General features: G+C 57.0%; 14 protein-coding genes. 4 read left to right on the top strand and 10 right to left on the bottom strand.

The features are described 5' to 3' along the window. Positions 1 to 177 precede the first annotated feature (177 nt). From mch to Poly41_RS26190, 3 genes are read left to right on the top strand one after another with little or no spacing between them, the layout of a single operon-like run. Entirely contained in the window at positions 178 to 1,125 is a 948-nt protein-coding gene (gene mch, locus Poly41_RS26200; protein ID WP_146530324.1) for a methenyltetrahydromethanopterin cyclohydrolase, read from the top strand. After that, entirely contained in the window at positions 1,122 to 2,048 is a 927-nt protein-coding gene (locus Poly41_RS26195) for an ATP-grasp domain-containing protein (protein WP_146530323.1), read from the top strand. Before mch ends, Poly41_RS26195 begins: the two co-directional genes overlap by 4 nt. Beyond that, the gene (locus Poly41_RS26190) at positions 2,045 to 3,763 is read left to right on the top strand and encodes a fatty acid CoA ligase family protein (RefSeq protein ID WP_146530322.1); all 1,719 of its coding nucleotides are present in this window, start codon (positions 2,045 to 2,047) and stop codon (positions 3,761 to 3,763) included. Before Poly41_RS26195 ends, Poly41_RS26190 begins: the two co-directional genes overlap by 4 nt. Positions 3,764 to 4,008: 245 nt before the next feature. On the opposite strand, the gene Poly41_RS26185 is transcribed toward Poly41_RS26190, so the two are convergent. From Poly41_RS26185 to Poly41_RS26145, 9 genes are all read right to left on the bottom strand, one after another. Further along, entirely contained in the window at positions 4,009 to 5,310 is a 1,302-nt protein-coding gene (locus tag Poly41_RS26185; RefSeq protein ID WP_146530321.1) for a DUF1559 domain-containing protein, read from the bottom strand. Further along, positions 5,307 to 6,308 (bottom strand): DUF1559 family PulG-like putative transporter, encoded by a 1,002-nt coding sequence (locus tag Poly41_RS26180; RefSeq protein ID WP_197231644.1) that lies wholly within the window; start codon positions 6,306 to 6,308, stop codon positions 5,307 to 5,309. Before Poly41_RS26180 ends, Poly41_RS26185 begins: the two co-directional genes overlap by 4 nt. Further along, positions 6,305 to 6,649 carry a hypothetical protein gene (locus tag Poly41_RS26175; protein WP_146530319.1) on the bottom strand — a complete coding sequence of 115 codons (345 nt, stop codon included), beginning with the start codon at positions 6,647 to 6,649 and terminating at the stop codon, positions 6,305 to 6,307. The genes Poly41_RS26180 and Poly41_RS26175 overlap by 4 nt, the downstream gene beginning before the upstream one ends. After that, the gene (locus tag Poly41_RS26170) at positions 6,646 to 7,134 is read right to left on the bottom strand and encodes a hypothetical protein (RefSeq protein WP_146530318.1); all 489 of its coding nucleotides are present in this window, start codon (positions 7,132 to 7,134) and stop codon (positions 6,646 to 6,648) included. Before Poly41_RS26170 ends, Poly41_RS26175 begins: the two co-directional genes overlap by 4 nt. Continuing rightward, a complete protein-coding gene (locus tag Poly41_RS26165; protein WP_146530317.1) occupies positions 7,127 to 7,522 on the bottom strand; it encodes a hypothetical protein in 396 nt (131 codons plus the stop codon). The genes Poly41_RS26170 and Poly41_RS26165 overlap by 8 nt, the downstream gene beginning before the upstream one ends. After that, positions 7,509 to 8,645, bottom strand: coding sequence for a type II secretion system F family protein (locus Poly41_RS26160; RefSeq protein ID WP_197231643.1), 1,137 nt, complete (start codon positions 8,643 to 8,645; stop codon positions 7,509 to 7,511). The genes Poly41_RS26165 and Poly41_RS26160 overlap by 14 nt, the downstream gene beginning before the upstream one ends. Further along, positions 8,642 to 9,427 (bottom strand): hypothetical protein, encoded by a 786-nt coding sequence (locus tag Poly41_RS34390; protein ID WP_197231642.1) that lies wholly within the window; start codon positions 9,425 to 9,427, stop codon positions 8,642 to 8,644. Before Poly41_RS34390 ends, Poly41_RS26160 begins: the two co-directional genes overlap by 4 nt. Positions 9,428 to 9,444: 17 nt before the next feature. Next, the gene (locus Poly41_RS26150) at positions 9,445 to 10,386 is read right to left on the bottom strand and encodes a type II secretion system F family protein (protein WP_146530314.1); all 942 of its coding nucleotides are present in this window, start codon (positions 10,384 to 10,386) and stop codon (positions 9,445 to 9,447) included. Between the two features lie 142 nt (positions 10,387 to 10,528). Then, a complete protein-coding gene (locus Poly41_RS26145; protein WP_146530313.1) occupies positions 10,529 to 11,107 on the bottom strand; it encodes a hypothetical protein in 579 nt (192 codons plus the stop codon). A 205-nt stretch (positions 11,108 to 11,312) separates the two neighbouring features. Here Poly41_RS26145 and bioB point away from each other — a divergent pair, with 205 nt between their 5' ends. Next, complete coding sequence (gene bioB, locus Poly41_RS26140) at positions 11,313 to 12,344, top strand: biotin synthase BioB (protein WP_146530312.1); 1,032 nt, start codon at positions 11,313 to 11,315, stop codon at positions 12,342 to 12,344. A gap of 1,464 nt (positions 12,345 to 13,808) precedes the next feature. On the opposite strand, the gene leuD is transcribed toward bioB, so the two are convergent. Then, on the bottom strand, positions 13,809 to 14,402 hold the full coding sequence (leuD, locus tag Poly41_RS26135; protein ID WP_146530311.1) for a 3-isopropylmalate dehydratase small subunit: 594 nt from the start codon (positions 14,400 to 14,402) through the stop codon (positions 13,809 to 13,811). Positions 14,403 to 14,455 lie beyond the last annotated feature (53 nt).

The raw sequence follows: 14,455 nt of genomic DNA, 5'->3' as shown, positions 1-14,455 counted from the left end.
TAAAAACGTAGTCGAAAACCGCCAATACGTCGGGATTGGGGATTACGGAATCTTGCCGGTGGTCCAAAGCCGTGTGACTTCGCCGGCCCCTCAAGATGATCGATATTTGCGTTTTTGGGCAGGGGTAAGCATTTCGGTCGGCTGGACAACCGGACTTCCCTCGGCGACCATTTGCCTATGTTCAATTTACTCGCCTGCAAACTTTTTGACCACCTTTGCCGCAACGCCGCGAGGCAGCGGATGATGGCTTCGACGGTTGCGGGAGCGTCCGTGTTGGACGCAGGGATCCATACGGCTGGATCGTTGGCCGCAGGAATCGGTTTGGCGCGGTTGTGCCTGGGCGACCTTGCGGACGTGGTGATCGTACCGGCTGATTCCGCTACGTTCGCCAGTCCCAACGCGATCTTTGTTCAAACCGACCATCCGATTGGCGCCGGTTTGGCATGTCAGTACGCCGGGTGGCCTGTGGCGACCGATGACTTTTTTGCAATGGGAAGTGGTCCGATGCGTGCGGCCCGTGGACGCGAGCCGATGCTTGTCGATTTGCAGTTGATCGAGACCGCCGATCAGGTGGTGGGGGTGCTCGAGTCCGACAAGATGTTGACGACGTCCGCAGTCGGATTGATCGCCAAGGATTGTGGAGTCCCGGCCGCTAACGTGCAAATCGCGATCGCGCCGAGCACTTCGATCGCGGGCAGCGTGCAAGTCGTCGCTCGATCGATTGAAACGGCGCTACATAAACTACATGCGTTGGAATTTGACGTGCGGAGCGTTGTTTCAGCGACCGGCCATGCACCGCTTCCGCCGCCAGCAAGGCCAAGCGATACGGTGACAGGGATTGGACGCACCAACGACGCGATCCTCTACGGAGCAACGGTCACGTTGTGGGTCGATCACGATGATGATGCTGTTAATGCGGTCGCGAACGCAGTCCCAAGTAGCCACTCCTCGGATCACGGCCGCCCCTTCGCCGAGATTTTCAAAGCTTACGATTACGACTTTTACAAGGTCGATCCTTTCTTATTTAGCCCGGCGGTGATCGCGATCCATAATCTGCGCAGCGGGCGGACCTTTCGTGCCGGCAGCATTGAAACCAGCATTCTTTTGCGGTCGTTTCAATCATGAGTGACCAAGTCAGAATTTTGGTGCTTGGATGTGGCGATGGTTGGCACGCCAACCAGTTGAAGATGGCTGCCGAAACGCTTGGTTGCGAATTGCACTTTAGCGACTACGAGTCGTTGTTTGCTTGTGTTGCCACGCCCCCAGAAGTTGTCGGTCTTGGATGTGACGGCTATGGCTCATCGGCCGAGATGATCGACCGTTTCGATGCGGTCTTGACGCGGACCATGCCGCCGGGGTCGCTGGAGAAGGTGACCTTTCGGCTTGCGGTGTTGCATGGGCTGTGCGCTGCCGGAGTTCCCGTGATCAATTCGCCTGCCAGTCTCGAACTCGCCATCGACAAGTTTGCCTCGCTCGCTCGCGTGGCTCGACTCGGTTACGCCGTCCCTGAAACGGTCGTCGTTCAATCACGCAGCGAAGCGGTCGCCGCATTCCATCGACTCGGCGGTGATTGCGTTGTCAAGCCAATCTTTGGTGGTGAGGGACGCGGAGTGATGCGAATTCAGGACGCGCAATTGGCCTGGTACACGTTTGCAACGCTCGAGCAACTCGATGCGGCGTTTTACATTCAAGCGTTCGTACCGCCGGGTGGCCGTGATACGCGTTTGATGGTGATTGGGGACGATGTGATCGCGGCTCGTCGAGAAAACGACTTGGATTTCCGGACCAATCATTCGCAAGGCGGTAAGACGGTCGCGATTGAGCCGACTTCCGAACAGTCCGAGTTAGCACGGCGTGTCACTCAGGAGATGGGATTGGTGATCGCTTCGGTTGACGTCATCGACTCGGTCAATGGATCCCCACGCGTGTTGGAAGTTAACGGCGTTCCCGGGTGGAAAGGGTTGCAGGGGGCGAGCCACGTCCCGATCGCGACCCAAATGCTGCAAACCGTCATCGAGTCAAGCAAGGTTCGCGAGGCAATACAATGAGCCCCTCACCAACGGATGGAAATGTCGCAGCGCGGCTGAAGGTGATTCGGTCGCTGACCCCAGCGGCGATAGCGATTGCCGAACCGAGCGGCCCGCCACGTCGCGATGGTTTGCGAACCTACAATCTGACGACGTTCGAACAATTGGACCAACGCAGCGACGAAATCGCCAAAGGACTGATCCGTTGGGGCATCCAACCTGGGATGCGATTGGCCATGATGGTGCCTTTCGGGGCCTCGTTTATTGAGTTGGTTTTCTCGCTGTTGAAAGCCGGTGTGGTCGCGGTCTTGATCGATCCTGGTATTGGGCGAAAACACCTGGTCGACTGTCTGAGTGAGTCGAACGTTGACGGCTTCGTTGGGATCCCCAGAGCCCAATTGGTTCGCGCAGTGCTTCGCAAGCGTTTCCCAACGGCAAAGTGGAACGTGACGACGGGACGCCGTTGGTTGTGGGGTGGCAAGACGTTGCGTCAGATTGCGGACATGGGGGCGACTGCGGACGCGTCGGTCTTGCCCACCGTTGGATCCTCCGACCAAGCGGCCATCATCTTCACGACCGGCAGCACCGGGCCACCGAAGGGCGTGTTGTACACTCACGGGACCTTCCACGCACAAATTGACCGGATTCGCGAGCGTTATGACATCCGTCGCGGATCGCGAGATCTGGCTTGTTTCCCACTGTTCGGTTTGTTCGATGCCGTAATGGGCGTCACCACGGTGATTCCCGACATGGATCCGACGCGTCCCGCCGATGTCAACCCCGCACGATTGATCGAAGCGGCGACCCAATGGGAAGTCGACCAAGCGTTTGGTTCACCAGCACTGTGGAACACCGTTGTGAAGTGGTGCGAACAGCATGGCGTCGAAGAGCCTTTTCCGACGTTGCGGCGGGTCTTGTCGGCCGGCGCACCGGTGCCGGCGTCGACCCTTCAAAGCCTACGGAAATTGCTGAATCCCGATGCGATCATCATGACGCCCTACGGCGCGACCGAAGCGCTTCCGATCGCATCGATTGAATCTCGTGAAGTCATCGCCGAAACCGGCCCAGCCTCCGCCAAAGGTAAGGGCGTCTGCGTCGGAACTCGCTTCGAAGGGGTCGAGTGGCGTGTGATTGAAATCGAAGATGGACCGATCACAGAGATCCAGCAAACGAAGCAGCGTCCACAAGGCAAGATTGGCGAATTGATGGTTGCCGGTCCGATGGTGACAACCGAGTACGTTGTCCGGAGCGATCAAAACTCGATGCATAAGGTCCGCGATCAGGACCGAGTGTGGCATCGTATGGGGGATTGCGGGTACCTGGACCCCGAGGATCGATTTTGGTTTTGTGGTCGCAAGGCTCACCGCGTGGTGACGAACAACCGAACACTCTTCACGATCCCCTGTGAATCCGTTTTCAATGCTCACCCCAAGGTTTACCGTAGCGCTCTGGTCGGTCGTGGCGAACGACCCAATCAAACTCCGGTGATTCTTGTAGAAACTCACCCAGCCGACCAACCGGCGAGTGACCCTCAACGCGAGACCTTGAAAGCTGAGTTATTGGAGTTGGCTTCACGGAATCCCATCACGCGACGTATTCAAGAAATCATCATCCGCAGCGAACCTTTGCCAGTCGACATCCGCCACAACAGCAAAATATTCCGCGAACGGTTGGCGGAGGAGTTACCACCCTTGTCACCCGTTTCCAACGTTGCGGGGCCCAAGCCTTCGTCATGACCCACAATGATGCACGTTGCGAGCGTAGCCACGTTCGCCAGAACGTGGTCCACCGTCTGGCGACGGTGGCTAGCCCGGATGATACGTTGGAGTGGTAGGCTTTAGCCGATTGCGTGCTGGACCCTTGCTGAATCGGCTAAAGCCTACGACTCCAACGTGCGCAGTCGGTTTTTTTCTCAATCGGTGTAAGCTGATCGCATACAAAGGGTTACGGGGAATAGGTTTGGACGGATGAATAATCCGGGCTAGATACTTTCGGCCCCACGAAACTCCGTTGCCTTCCACTCGTGGCTGGCCCGAGTGCCAAGCGATCCCCACAGCCCAAATGGACTCTTACTTTTTGGCGGATTGGGACTCCCCACGTAGACCGTGCTGTTGCTCGAGTCACCGGCGTCAATACTGTCGGACACAAAGGAAACCCGTCCGTCCGCAAAACAGACGTAGGCACCGCTTTGGTGTCGACTGCTTGCCCCGAGCACTCCGGCAGCGTCGTCTTGGTCGGCAACCAGAACGATCTCTCGATTGGGTGGCAAGATCGTATTCATACCGGTATAGAGCGGCATGCCATCGGCCCAGCGAATTCCACGACGCTGATCCGAGGCAACGGCCAACTTTGTATTGGCAGTCGTCAGATACCAAAAGTGCGGTCGCTCCACATCAATTTGTACTCCGCCACGCGCCCAATTCGGTGAATGACGTAGCGATTCGCCTGACCCATCCGCCGGCCCTGGGATCGGTTCGCTGCGGATATCGCGGTCCCCTAAGTCGGTAACGATTTCACCGAACATGATGGTCGTCGACAACCCATCGGTCACATCGGACAAACGCGTCACGACTCGAGGAACAAACATGCCTCGCATCGCCGCGTCGGTTTGTGCCGCCAGTTCATCGTCGAGGACAAAGGTTCCTTTGACCTCTTTGAACGGTCCTGAGTTGCCTGCGAGGATCCCATCGCCCAAGCAGACCGCATAATTCGATCGTCCCATCGCCGGGTGTCCGCTCCCCGGATCGCTTGGACAACGAAGCGGTGTGACTTCGATTTGCCAGGGCCAATAGCTTGCAACAAACGGTTCGGGACCACCGACGGGCCAGGGTGATGATTCAGCGTCCTCATCGGCCTCTGATACATCGCCCAACGAATCCATCTCCATCTCGTCGAATTCGTACCCACCGCCATACATCTCCATCGAACCCCAGTTTTCCATGCCGAAGTCCTCGTCAGGATCAAGCGGCGACTGAATCGCTTCCCACAGGGGTTGTTGACCGAGAAACGGAAGCAAAGCGACAAAGGCGCTAAGCCGACGATCGTTGTCCGCACGCCGTTGGCTGCTGCCATCGGTACCCGATAACTGGACCGGCAATTGGTCGAAGGCCGTGTGATAGGCATGGGTGGCCAAGCCGACCTGCATCAAGTTATTCGCGCAGCTCGTTCGCCGCGCCTGTTCGCGTGCCGATTGCACCGCTGGCAGCAGTAGCCCCACCAGAACGCCGATGATCGCAACGACACAGCAGACTTCTATCATCGTGAATGCAGCGCGGCGACTCATTCGCTTCCACCTCCGTCGGAATCCACCGTATTGGAATCGCCACCATCGTTTGGCGTCCTTGCGGCGGCGGTTGCTGAATCCACCAAAGGGATGGATTCGCTGGGTGGCTCATCGGACTTCCATTCCAACGGCAAGGGATCACCCGATCTTGAACCCATTTGACGCAGAATCTCCATGTCCATCGTATCACTGCGGAACTTGTATTCACCGCTACCCATCAACAAATGAGCTCCTCCGGGGTGATCACTTGCGATTCCTCCGACGTACAGCGCGTCCACCTCCTGATCGGGCCCCTGGGGTCCGCGAATGCGCGCTAATTCCGCGTTGATTTGGTGTCCGGTGTTGCGCAAACTGGATCGCGTCCCGCTACTCCATCCAAGATCTTCCTCAAACCGCGACAACTTCTCGGCAACAAAGACGGTATAGGACAGCCCGTCGGTAATATCGCTATCGCGAATTGGCTTGTTCAAGAACATCACCCCGTTGTTGGTCACATCGATTGGCGTTTCGGTCGATGCATGAATCCCCGCGTAGCAGGTGGTGTTCTGACGCATTCCGGTTTCGGAGGGACAGATTAACGTCGGTATCGAGAGACTACGGATCTCGGCATTCGAAGGCGAATAGACACTCGTTTCACGATCGATCGCTTCGTAGACAACCTTGGCATCAATGTTTGGCAGCAATCCGGAAATCCAATTGTGGTGATATCCCACCGGTTCGCTTCGAACGGGGCCTGCTTTGGCAATCGTGCCAATCGGATAATGGCTGTGATGTAGTGCGTAGGAAGAAAGTCCCAGCGATAGTTGCACCAGATTTTGTTGGCAAGCGGTCCGTCGTGACAGCTCTCGCAAGTTCTGCATCGCTGGAAGCGCGAGTCCCACCAAAACGCCGATGATCGCGATCACCACCAGCAGCTCAACGAGCGTAAATCCAGCGGATCTCGGTCGCGAGCGGCGTCCGACGAAGCTTGACCGGGTGAAAGGAAAAGAGTTCATCATTCGGTTTCTACCTTGATTGGAAGAGATCTTGAGACTTCGTCGACGACGTCGTCTCCGCGTCGCCATCTCGCGATGATCTGTGATTTTTCATCATTGAGGGTCAATTCAATCCGCTCGTTTGCGGACGGTTCGATCGGCAAAGCGACCGAGGAAAAGGAGTCGTTCACCAAGGGCTCGACCGCTTCGGTTGCTGCGATCAACATCTGCACACGCATGCGATCGGTCTCTCCTCGCCGAGCTGCATACTCGGCTTGGACCATCGTGCGCACCGCAGCCACGATGACGAGCAAAACGAGCACGACCAGCAGCAAAAATGCGGCCCCAGAGCGACGCTGATTCATCGTTTCACCTCAATCATCCACGGAGTCGCTGCGTCCTGGCCCAACAAGTCGACCGTCACGAAATCGTCGTCGACCGACACGGTCGGCTCACGGGAATGCGGCAGCGAGAACGATTCGGCGGCCGACGCGAGCGTCGATTGCCCTGGTTCGGATCGGAACACGACCCGCCGCATTTCGTGAGAGCCCGTGTCAAATGTGTAACGGATTTCGGACTCTGGTGTCCGAATCGTAATGGGCAACGCCTCATCCACGACAGTGATTTCGCTTGCATTCTTGACATCGGTTCGCAGTTGGTTGACCAGCCGACGGACCGACGAACGAACCTGGTTCGATTGGTTTCGAGCTTGCCCAATCTCCGTAACACCTTGCAAGATCGACGCCGCAGCGAGTCCGAGTGCCAACAAAACGGACAAGGTCCCCATGACCTCGATCAGCGTGATCGCGCTACGTTGGTGGGCAGAGGGACGTTTGCTTCGACTACTCATCGGCGGCTTCCTCCGTATCGAAGCGCCAATCATGCAGCGTGATGACCGCTTGATTTGCACCGCTTCCTTGGACCCGCAGGTGGATGCCGCTCAGGCCATTTGACTCAAAGGGGTCCAGGTCCACTTGAATGTCACATTTGCACCGCTTTGAGATGGTTTCCGCGATCGCCACGGATTCCTCCGAAAGTGAATCCTTCGGCACGTCATTCAGTCGCTGCAGCGTACTTTCCACTGCCAGCATCAAGCCTAATCGCTGATCGGCTTGCTGATTCAACGTCGAGGCGCTCTTGGCAAATTTCAGGAGTGCCACGGTCGCGGTCACCAACAGCAGCGACGAAATGGCAGCCTCCAAAATCAAACTACCGCGTCGCTTCTTAGCTAAGCCCATTGATCAGCTCCATCAATGCGTGAAAGAACCCGTACGCATAGCCGAGCACCAGCCCGCCGAGCACCAAGATGATGGCAGGGAAAAACAATTCCATAAACCACCGTGCGTTCGCGTTTGCGTCTCGAACGTTCTGTTCCGCGATCGTTCGCATCAACTCGGCCGCGCGGTGCGGCGAGGCCCCGCTGAGCCATCCCGCCTCGGATGGACGGATCCAACCGCTCTGTTGCATCGCCGTCATCGGCGGTGTCCCCGATTCCACCAACTGCAACGCGTGGCCGATCTCTCGGCGTTGGTTTGAGCGCATCGAAATCGAGTGACCAATTTTGAGTGCCGATTCAAGGGACATTCCGGAATCGATCGCATCGGCAAGCCCAACGAGGATTTCCGACTTGCGTTCCGCGCTGAGCGGCAACAGGGGGAGCCAGGAAGGAAAACGCATCCCGAAGAAATGCCCTCGAGACAGCAACGGGACGACAAACACGATCATTGCCACGAGCCCAAGCAGCAGCCAGCCGGTGCCACCATCGCGCATCCACCTCTGCTGTAGCGACGAGGCGATCCCGAATTCTTCAAGCATCTTGAAAACCGTTGGCGTGATGAACAAGATCATGAATCGAAACACCAAGCAGGTGACCATCGCCGTAAGAAACAGATAGACGAATTGGCCGTAAACCGGCATCGTGGTGTTGTCGATGCTCCCCAATTCCTCGCGGTAAAGATGATTCGCGTCCTCTTCGCGTTCCGCAGCGGGTATCGAGGAATGCCCGGGTGGCAAACGCAGCGAAATCGCGGTTGACAGCTCCAGCGGAATTCCGGAAACCGCCGCAGCGGCAACCGGTTCTTGGCCGGCGCGAAGACGCTGCGAATACTCGTAGCACTGCCATTTCATCGGTCCCGATTTCGAAAAGGCCGCGACGACTTTCTCGAGCCCCTGGTCTTGATCGCTCACCACCCGAATCGCTGAATTCAGCATCTGCTTGAAGTGATCACGACGTCGCCAGCGAAAATCGTGGATCGCAAAGACAAGCAACACCGCAATGATCAAGTTCAACAAAGAGGGCGCAACCGCCAAAATGACGATCACAAAAACAACATACAGGAATCCGCTCGCTACTTTTCTCATGTCAATCCTGTGAGCAAGTCGGACACGGCTAGCCAAAACCACGCCAAGGACGTCGAAATGGAAAGCCAAATGAGAACGCCGGCAAGGATGGTTGAAATCAGGGGCATCGATTGAGTCAACAAGGTCAAACGGCTGCGTGAGAGTCGCAAGAAATGGTCGGCAGCCAATCGCCACTGGTTCTCCGGTGCGTTTCCACTGGGCGAAAGAAACGCTTCGAGCATGGCAGCGTCTTTCCGCGTTTGGCTCGGCTGGCTGATCACCGATTCGCCCCGTTCGACTCGAGCAGCCGACTGGGTCAACCAATTGCGGCTGCCGCGATCGCGAACGATTTGTGCCGCCGTCGAGAACGCTTCGGGATAGGTGCATCCGACCGATAGCAGCCGCGTTACGGCATCGGTGGCCGCCGACCAGTCAATGGCGGATCGAGTCGCCCGATATCCTGGGATGATGCCAAGCAACGAGCCCACGATGCCACCGACGACCAAGAAGATCGTGAAGGCAACCATCACGGCGGGCACCCACAACAGTCGCCAAGGATTTTGCCCGTACGGCCGAATGCTCGTTTCTTCGGCCATTTTATAGACGTCCATCGACAAGCGGACCGCGACGAAACTCGCCACCGCGGCTGCTAGCAAGACCAACAACCAGCCTGCGGCAGTGCACCAGATCGCACGCCGCACCATCACCGACCGGAAGTGCTGAGCTTCAAGCCACTCGATCGCACTCGTCGATTGCGTTTGCCCCGCTTCGGCCAAACGAATGGCCACGGGATCGAGCGTCACGTTTGATCGGTTCCCCGCTACCACTGCGCCACCTGTCGATAAACCGGGCCAATGACCCACCAAACATACGAGAGGGCCAACCCACCCCCGATCACCGCCATGGCGATTCGGGGCAACAATTGAGCCCAAAAGTAGACATGCCTGCGAGATCGTTCGCTATACATCGCCGCCAGATAATGCAACACGGACACCGTGATTTGCTGCTGATTGATGCCTGGTAAATTCTGGGTCGGGATCTCGGCTTCCGATAAAATTCGCTGAAGCTGCGGCGATTGGAGTGAGGGGGATTCGAGGGAACCAAGCATGCGGTCACCGGCCAAAGAAGCAGCCGCGCGGATCGCAACATCCTCGGGAACCTCGTTAGCAATCTGATCGGCAAGTGAGCTGCAAAAGAGCCCTAAACGAATCGATCGCGGAAAACCACGGCGAGAACGAATCAGCAAAAACAACAGGAAAACAACAACCCCAAACACGACCGGCGGCCAATACCAATTCGCCAACAGCCATTCGCTTAGTCGGACAACCCAAGCGGGCCAATGAAATTCACCCGACTGGTTGGCCCAAATCATCGGAGCCAAGCAGAGCACTGCGACAAAGTAGCCCACGACGACCAACAACAAGGGGTAGAACCATGCCAACCGTAATCGCCGCGCGTACTCCGCCCGCCGCCGCAATTGTCTCGAAAAGCGTTCCATCAGAACCGAATGGTTCGACTTCTCGGACGCCGAAACGCTGGCGGCGGCCTGTTGGGCGATTGGTGAATCGAGGGCTCCAACCGCTGTGGGAACACTTTCACCCCGATCGAGCGCTACGGCAATCGAACCAGCGACAAGGGCAACGCGGCCAAGACGTTTGTCTTGCAGCCGGCGCATCGAATCAATGACCGGTGTTCCCGAACGCATCGCACTGGCAATTTCATCCATCAACGAGGCGATCTGAAGATCCGATAGATTGGCCACGAAGCCACCGGTGAAAGAAGAGGAATGCGAAAAACCACGGCCCCTCTACGATACGCTGGCGTGAATCGCCACGCAACGCCACATCCAGGGGTTCCTACGATCGCTTTATGCCCTCGCGACCGACACCGGTGTCCTGGCCCGATTAGGAATTCAGTTTTCCACAGGCCAAGCCGCACCCGCTGCACGAACCGCCGCATCCAATCCCTTCATCGGTACCGCAGTCTGGGCCACATCCGTGCTGGAGGAGTTTTGCAAAATGGCGGCTACGAACGATCGATTCGTACTTTGCCGTCACTTTCGCTGAGATCGATTCGGCAACCGAATCGACGGGTCCAAGGAACTGCATGATCAGCGTTCCACCGTCAAAGAGTTGGTCGACATCCAGCAAAATCGCTGCCGAACCGGCCTCGGACAACGCGCTGCGGCATCCCTCGATGGCGGCCCGCCGATGTCGGTCGAGACGCCGAATCAGCAACTCATCGGGTTCGGTCGTTTTCCGAAGTATCGTCACGAGAGGAGATTTCGATCCGTCCGTGCCAAGATTTCGGATGGGCGACACGACCACCGCAAGTTCGACCCCGCGACCGGTCCGCACAATCACGCGATCCGCCCGTTTTAAGCCGTTTTCGCATGGAAAATCGACGCCGCGTCGAAACGTCGCCGTGGTTTGGGCAATAAAAAGTTCCCCTAGCGAACCGATTCGCACAAAGTATTGGCCCATGGCAAAAATCAATCCTTAGCCGGCTTGTCGATCTTGAATACCCCGTTCACCATACTGGCTATCAATCCCATCGGTCGACGGATCATTAGCCCATCGGACGACAGACCTGGGAACCGCTCCGGTACGGCCGGCGGTTCGTTTTGACTTGTCCCACGTAATGTCCTCTCGCCCAAACACTGAACGAATACGCCAAAGGCAGAAAATAATGACGCTGCAATCCGACGCAACCGCAACCCTGACCGAGCCACAAATCGGCATCGAGTTCTATCAACTACTCGCCGACAAAGTCCTCGACGGTGGATCGGTGACTCGCGAGGAAGCCCTAGCCATACTCGAAGCCCCCGACGCTCACGTCCCCGCCATCTTGGCTGCTGGGTTCCAAATTCGCAACCGTTACTTTGGTCGTACCGTTCAGCTTAACTTCTTGATGAGTGCCAAAAGCGGCCTTTGCCCCGAGGATTGTCACTACTGCAGCCAATCGAAGGTCTCCGAAGCCCCCGTCCCCAAATACAACATTCTCAAACGCGAGGAGTTGATGAAGGCTGCGGAGCAGGCTTCTGCCCAAGGTGCGAAGACATACTGCCTTGTCATCTCCGCTCGCGGGCCGAACGAACGCGAAATGGCTGCGGTGGAACAAATCGTCCCCGAGATCAAGGCCAAGTACGATCTGGATATTTGTGCTTGCTTGGGGCTGCTGAATCAAGAGCAAGCGGAGCGATTGAAAGCATGCGGTGTCGACCGCGTCAATCACAACTTGAACACCAGTGAAACGCACTATGCCGAGGTCTGCACAACGCATACCTATGCGGACCGCATCCAAACGCTCAAGCATGTGCGAGCTGCGGGGATGGAGATGTGCAGCGGTGGTATCATCGGTATGGACGAGCGACCGGAGGACGTCGTGTCGATGGCCATGGACCTTCGCGAGTTGGGGGTTCACTCGATTCCGCTGAACTTCTTGGAATCGATCGAAGGAACGCCGTTCCAAGGCAAAGCGACACTCACACCGAATAAGTGCCTCAAGGCGCTGGCGATGTTCCGCTTTGTGATTCCCGACCGCGAACTGCGGATTTCGGGAGGTCGTGAAGTTCACTTGCGAACGTTGCAGCCGATGGGATTGTACGTCGCCAACAGCATGTTTGTCGGCGACTATCTGACCACCAAAGGTCAACCCCCCGAAGCCGATCGGCAAATGATCGAAGACCTCGGTTTCGAAGTCACGACCAAGGTTGAGTAGAACGCCGTGCGGCGAAGGCCCCCCCAGGATGCGTCTGACGAATCGATGTTAAGACGTATCGAAAAAGTTGGCCGCGCGTTCTGGGCCCTCCCCCTCGCTGCGCTCGACCCCTTGCGCTGCGCGGCTCGTTGCACCGCGCATCTCGGGTGGTGTTTAATACATCTGCGGGGTAGGTGACGAGATTTCGCTCTGGACTTTCGACATACCGCTGCGAATGATTGTTGCCTTGCGGTTCGCGCTGGTGCTGCGAACATGGGAAAGCCTGTTGCACGGAGGTGCGGTTCATGGGTGCGGTGGCTCTCGGACTCCTCGGTCAAAAAACCGGCTCATCCGACCGAAGCGCGCGGAACCCAGACTCAAGGTTTTTTGGAGGTATGGCTCCGGTGTCCAATGATCTCTTAGAAAAGAGTCCCCGACGGTCGGTCGTCCGCCGGGAACCGGTAGCACCCTTGGCGCACCGTCGACCGGGATATCCCTTGTCAAGTTGCACCTCTGCAGAGCTCGACTCCGTTTCTACCCGGCAACTGCACGATAACAAGTGAAAATAGCTCCTGCCAGCAATGATGGGACACCGGAGAGATGCCTCAAAAACCTCCTGCGCACGCTTCCGCCGGATGAGCCGAAAAACCTATGTGCGCAAGAGCCTCAGCGAGCTTACACCTTCGCAAAAATCGGACAAGCGACGCAGTCCCCCCATCTCCGAGAAGGTCGTGCAGTTTTTAAGTTGTTGTTCAGAAGTGAGTTACACGATGAACCCCTGCCCGCGCAGCGGGAGGGGTCGAGCGCAGCGAGGGGGAGGGACGGCCTGAAGTGCGGTTGCGACAAACCCTCTCCCTCGCTTCGCTCGACCTCTCCCAGAGGGAGAAGTGCTTCATACACGTAAATGCCTGGAATCAAACAACTTAAAAACTGCCCGACCTCCGAGAAGGAAAGTATTCGTTGGCTCGAAGGATCTTCCCCCGAGCGTCCGCGTCAACGTGGTGCTGTGCGAAGAGGTCAATGTACCCGAAGGGGAGGATCCGATTTGCTGGATGCTGGCGAACACCTTACCGATCGATACCGACGCAGACCTTGTGGATCGGAATGCAACGCTGCCACGACCTGTCCAACGCATGGAACACATTCGGACCAGGAGCCAAAAAAATATCACCGGATTAGGATGTGGGGTGCAACGAGCCGCGCAGCGGGAGGGGTCGAGCGAAGCGAGGGGGAGGGCCCAGAACGCGCGGCCAACTTTTCGATACGTCTTAACATCGATTCGTCAGACCACCGTCGGGGACTCCTTTTTCAGAGATCATTGGACACTGGAGCCAAACCTCCACTAACCTCGAGTCTGGGTTCCACGCACGCATCCACCGGATGAGGTAGGATTTTGTCCTCTTGGTGAATTGAGTGTGATACACTCGATCCGAAAAGCTGTCACCGCGAGCGATAAACTCGATCTCCCGGTGTTTCTGTGTCCCTCTACCAGCTTCGTGCGTTTTCGTAGGCGGTTATTTTTTCCTCGTTCTGCAGCGTCAGCGCGATATCGTCGAGCCCATGTAGCAGGTTGTGCCGGCGGCTCGATTCAACTTCGAAACTTCGCTCAAAGCCAGCATCATCGCTGACCGTTTGATTTTCGAGGTTGACCGTCAATTGATAGGGCGAATTCGCTGCTGCTCGGTGGAACAGTTCGTCGATGTCCGCTTCGGAAAGCGTGATCGGTAGCACGCCGTTTTTGAAACAGTTGTTAAAGAAAATATCGGCGAACGACGGTGCGATCACCGATCGAATCCCGTAATCCGCTAACGCCCAAACGGCATGCTCGCGACTGCTGCCGCTGCCAAAATTCTGCCGAGCGACCAAGATCGACGCGTCTTTCACATTCAGCCGGTTCAGTTCAAACTCGGGGTTGGGCGTGGAGCCGTCATCGAGAAATCGCCAATCGAAGAACAGGAATTGGCCAAACCCGGTTCGTTCGATCCGTTTCAGGAATTGCTTCGGGATGATTTGGTCGGTGTCCACATTGGCCCGATCCATGGTGGCGACAACGCCGCTGTGAATGGTGAAGTGTTGCATTTTGGATGTAAGTGAAAGGGGGGGGGTGGTTGAGTTCGGCGGGACTCGATCGG

The organism is Novipirellula artificiosorum (assembly GCF_007860135.1).
Taxonomy (GTDB): Bacteria; Planctomycetota; Planctomycetia; order Pirellulales; family Pirellulaceae; genus Novipirellula_A; species Novipirellula_A artificiosorum.
The sequence above is the reverse complement of the archived record's forward strand: the minus strand, read 5'-3'. Positions and strand labels throughout refer to the sequence as shown.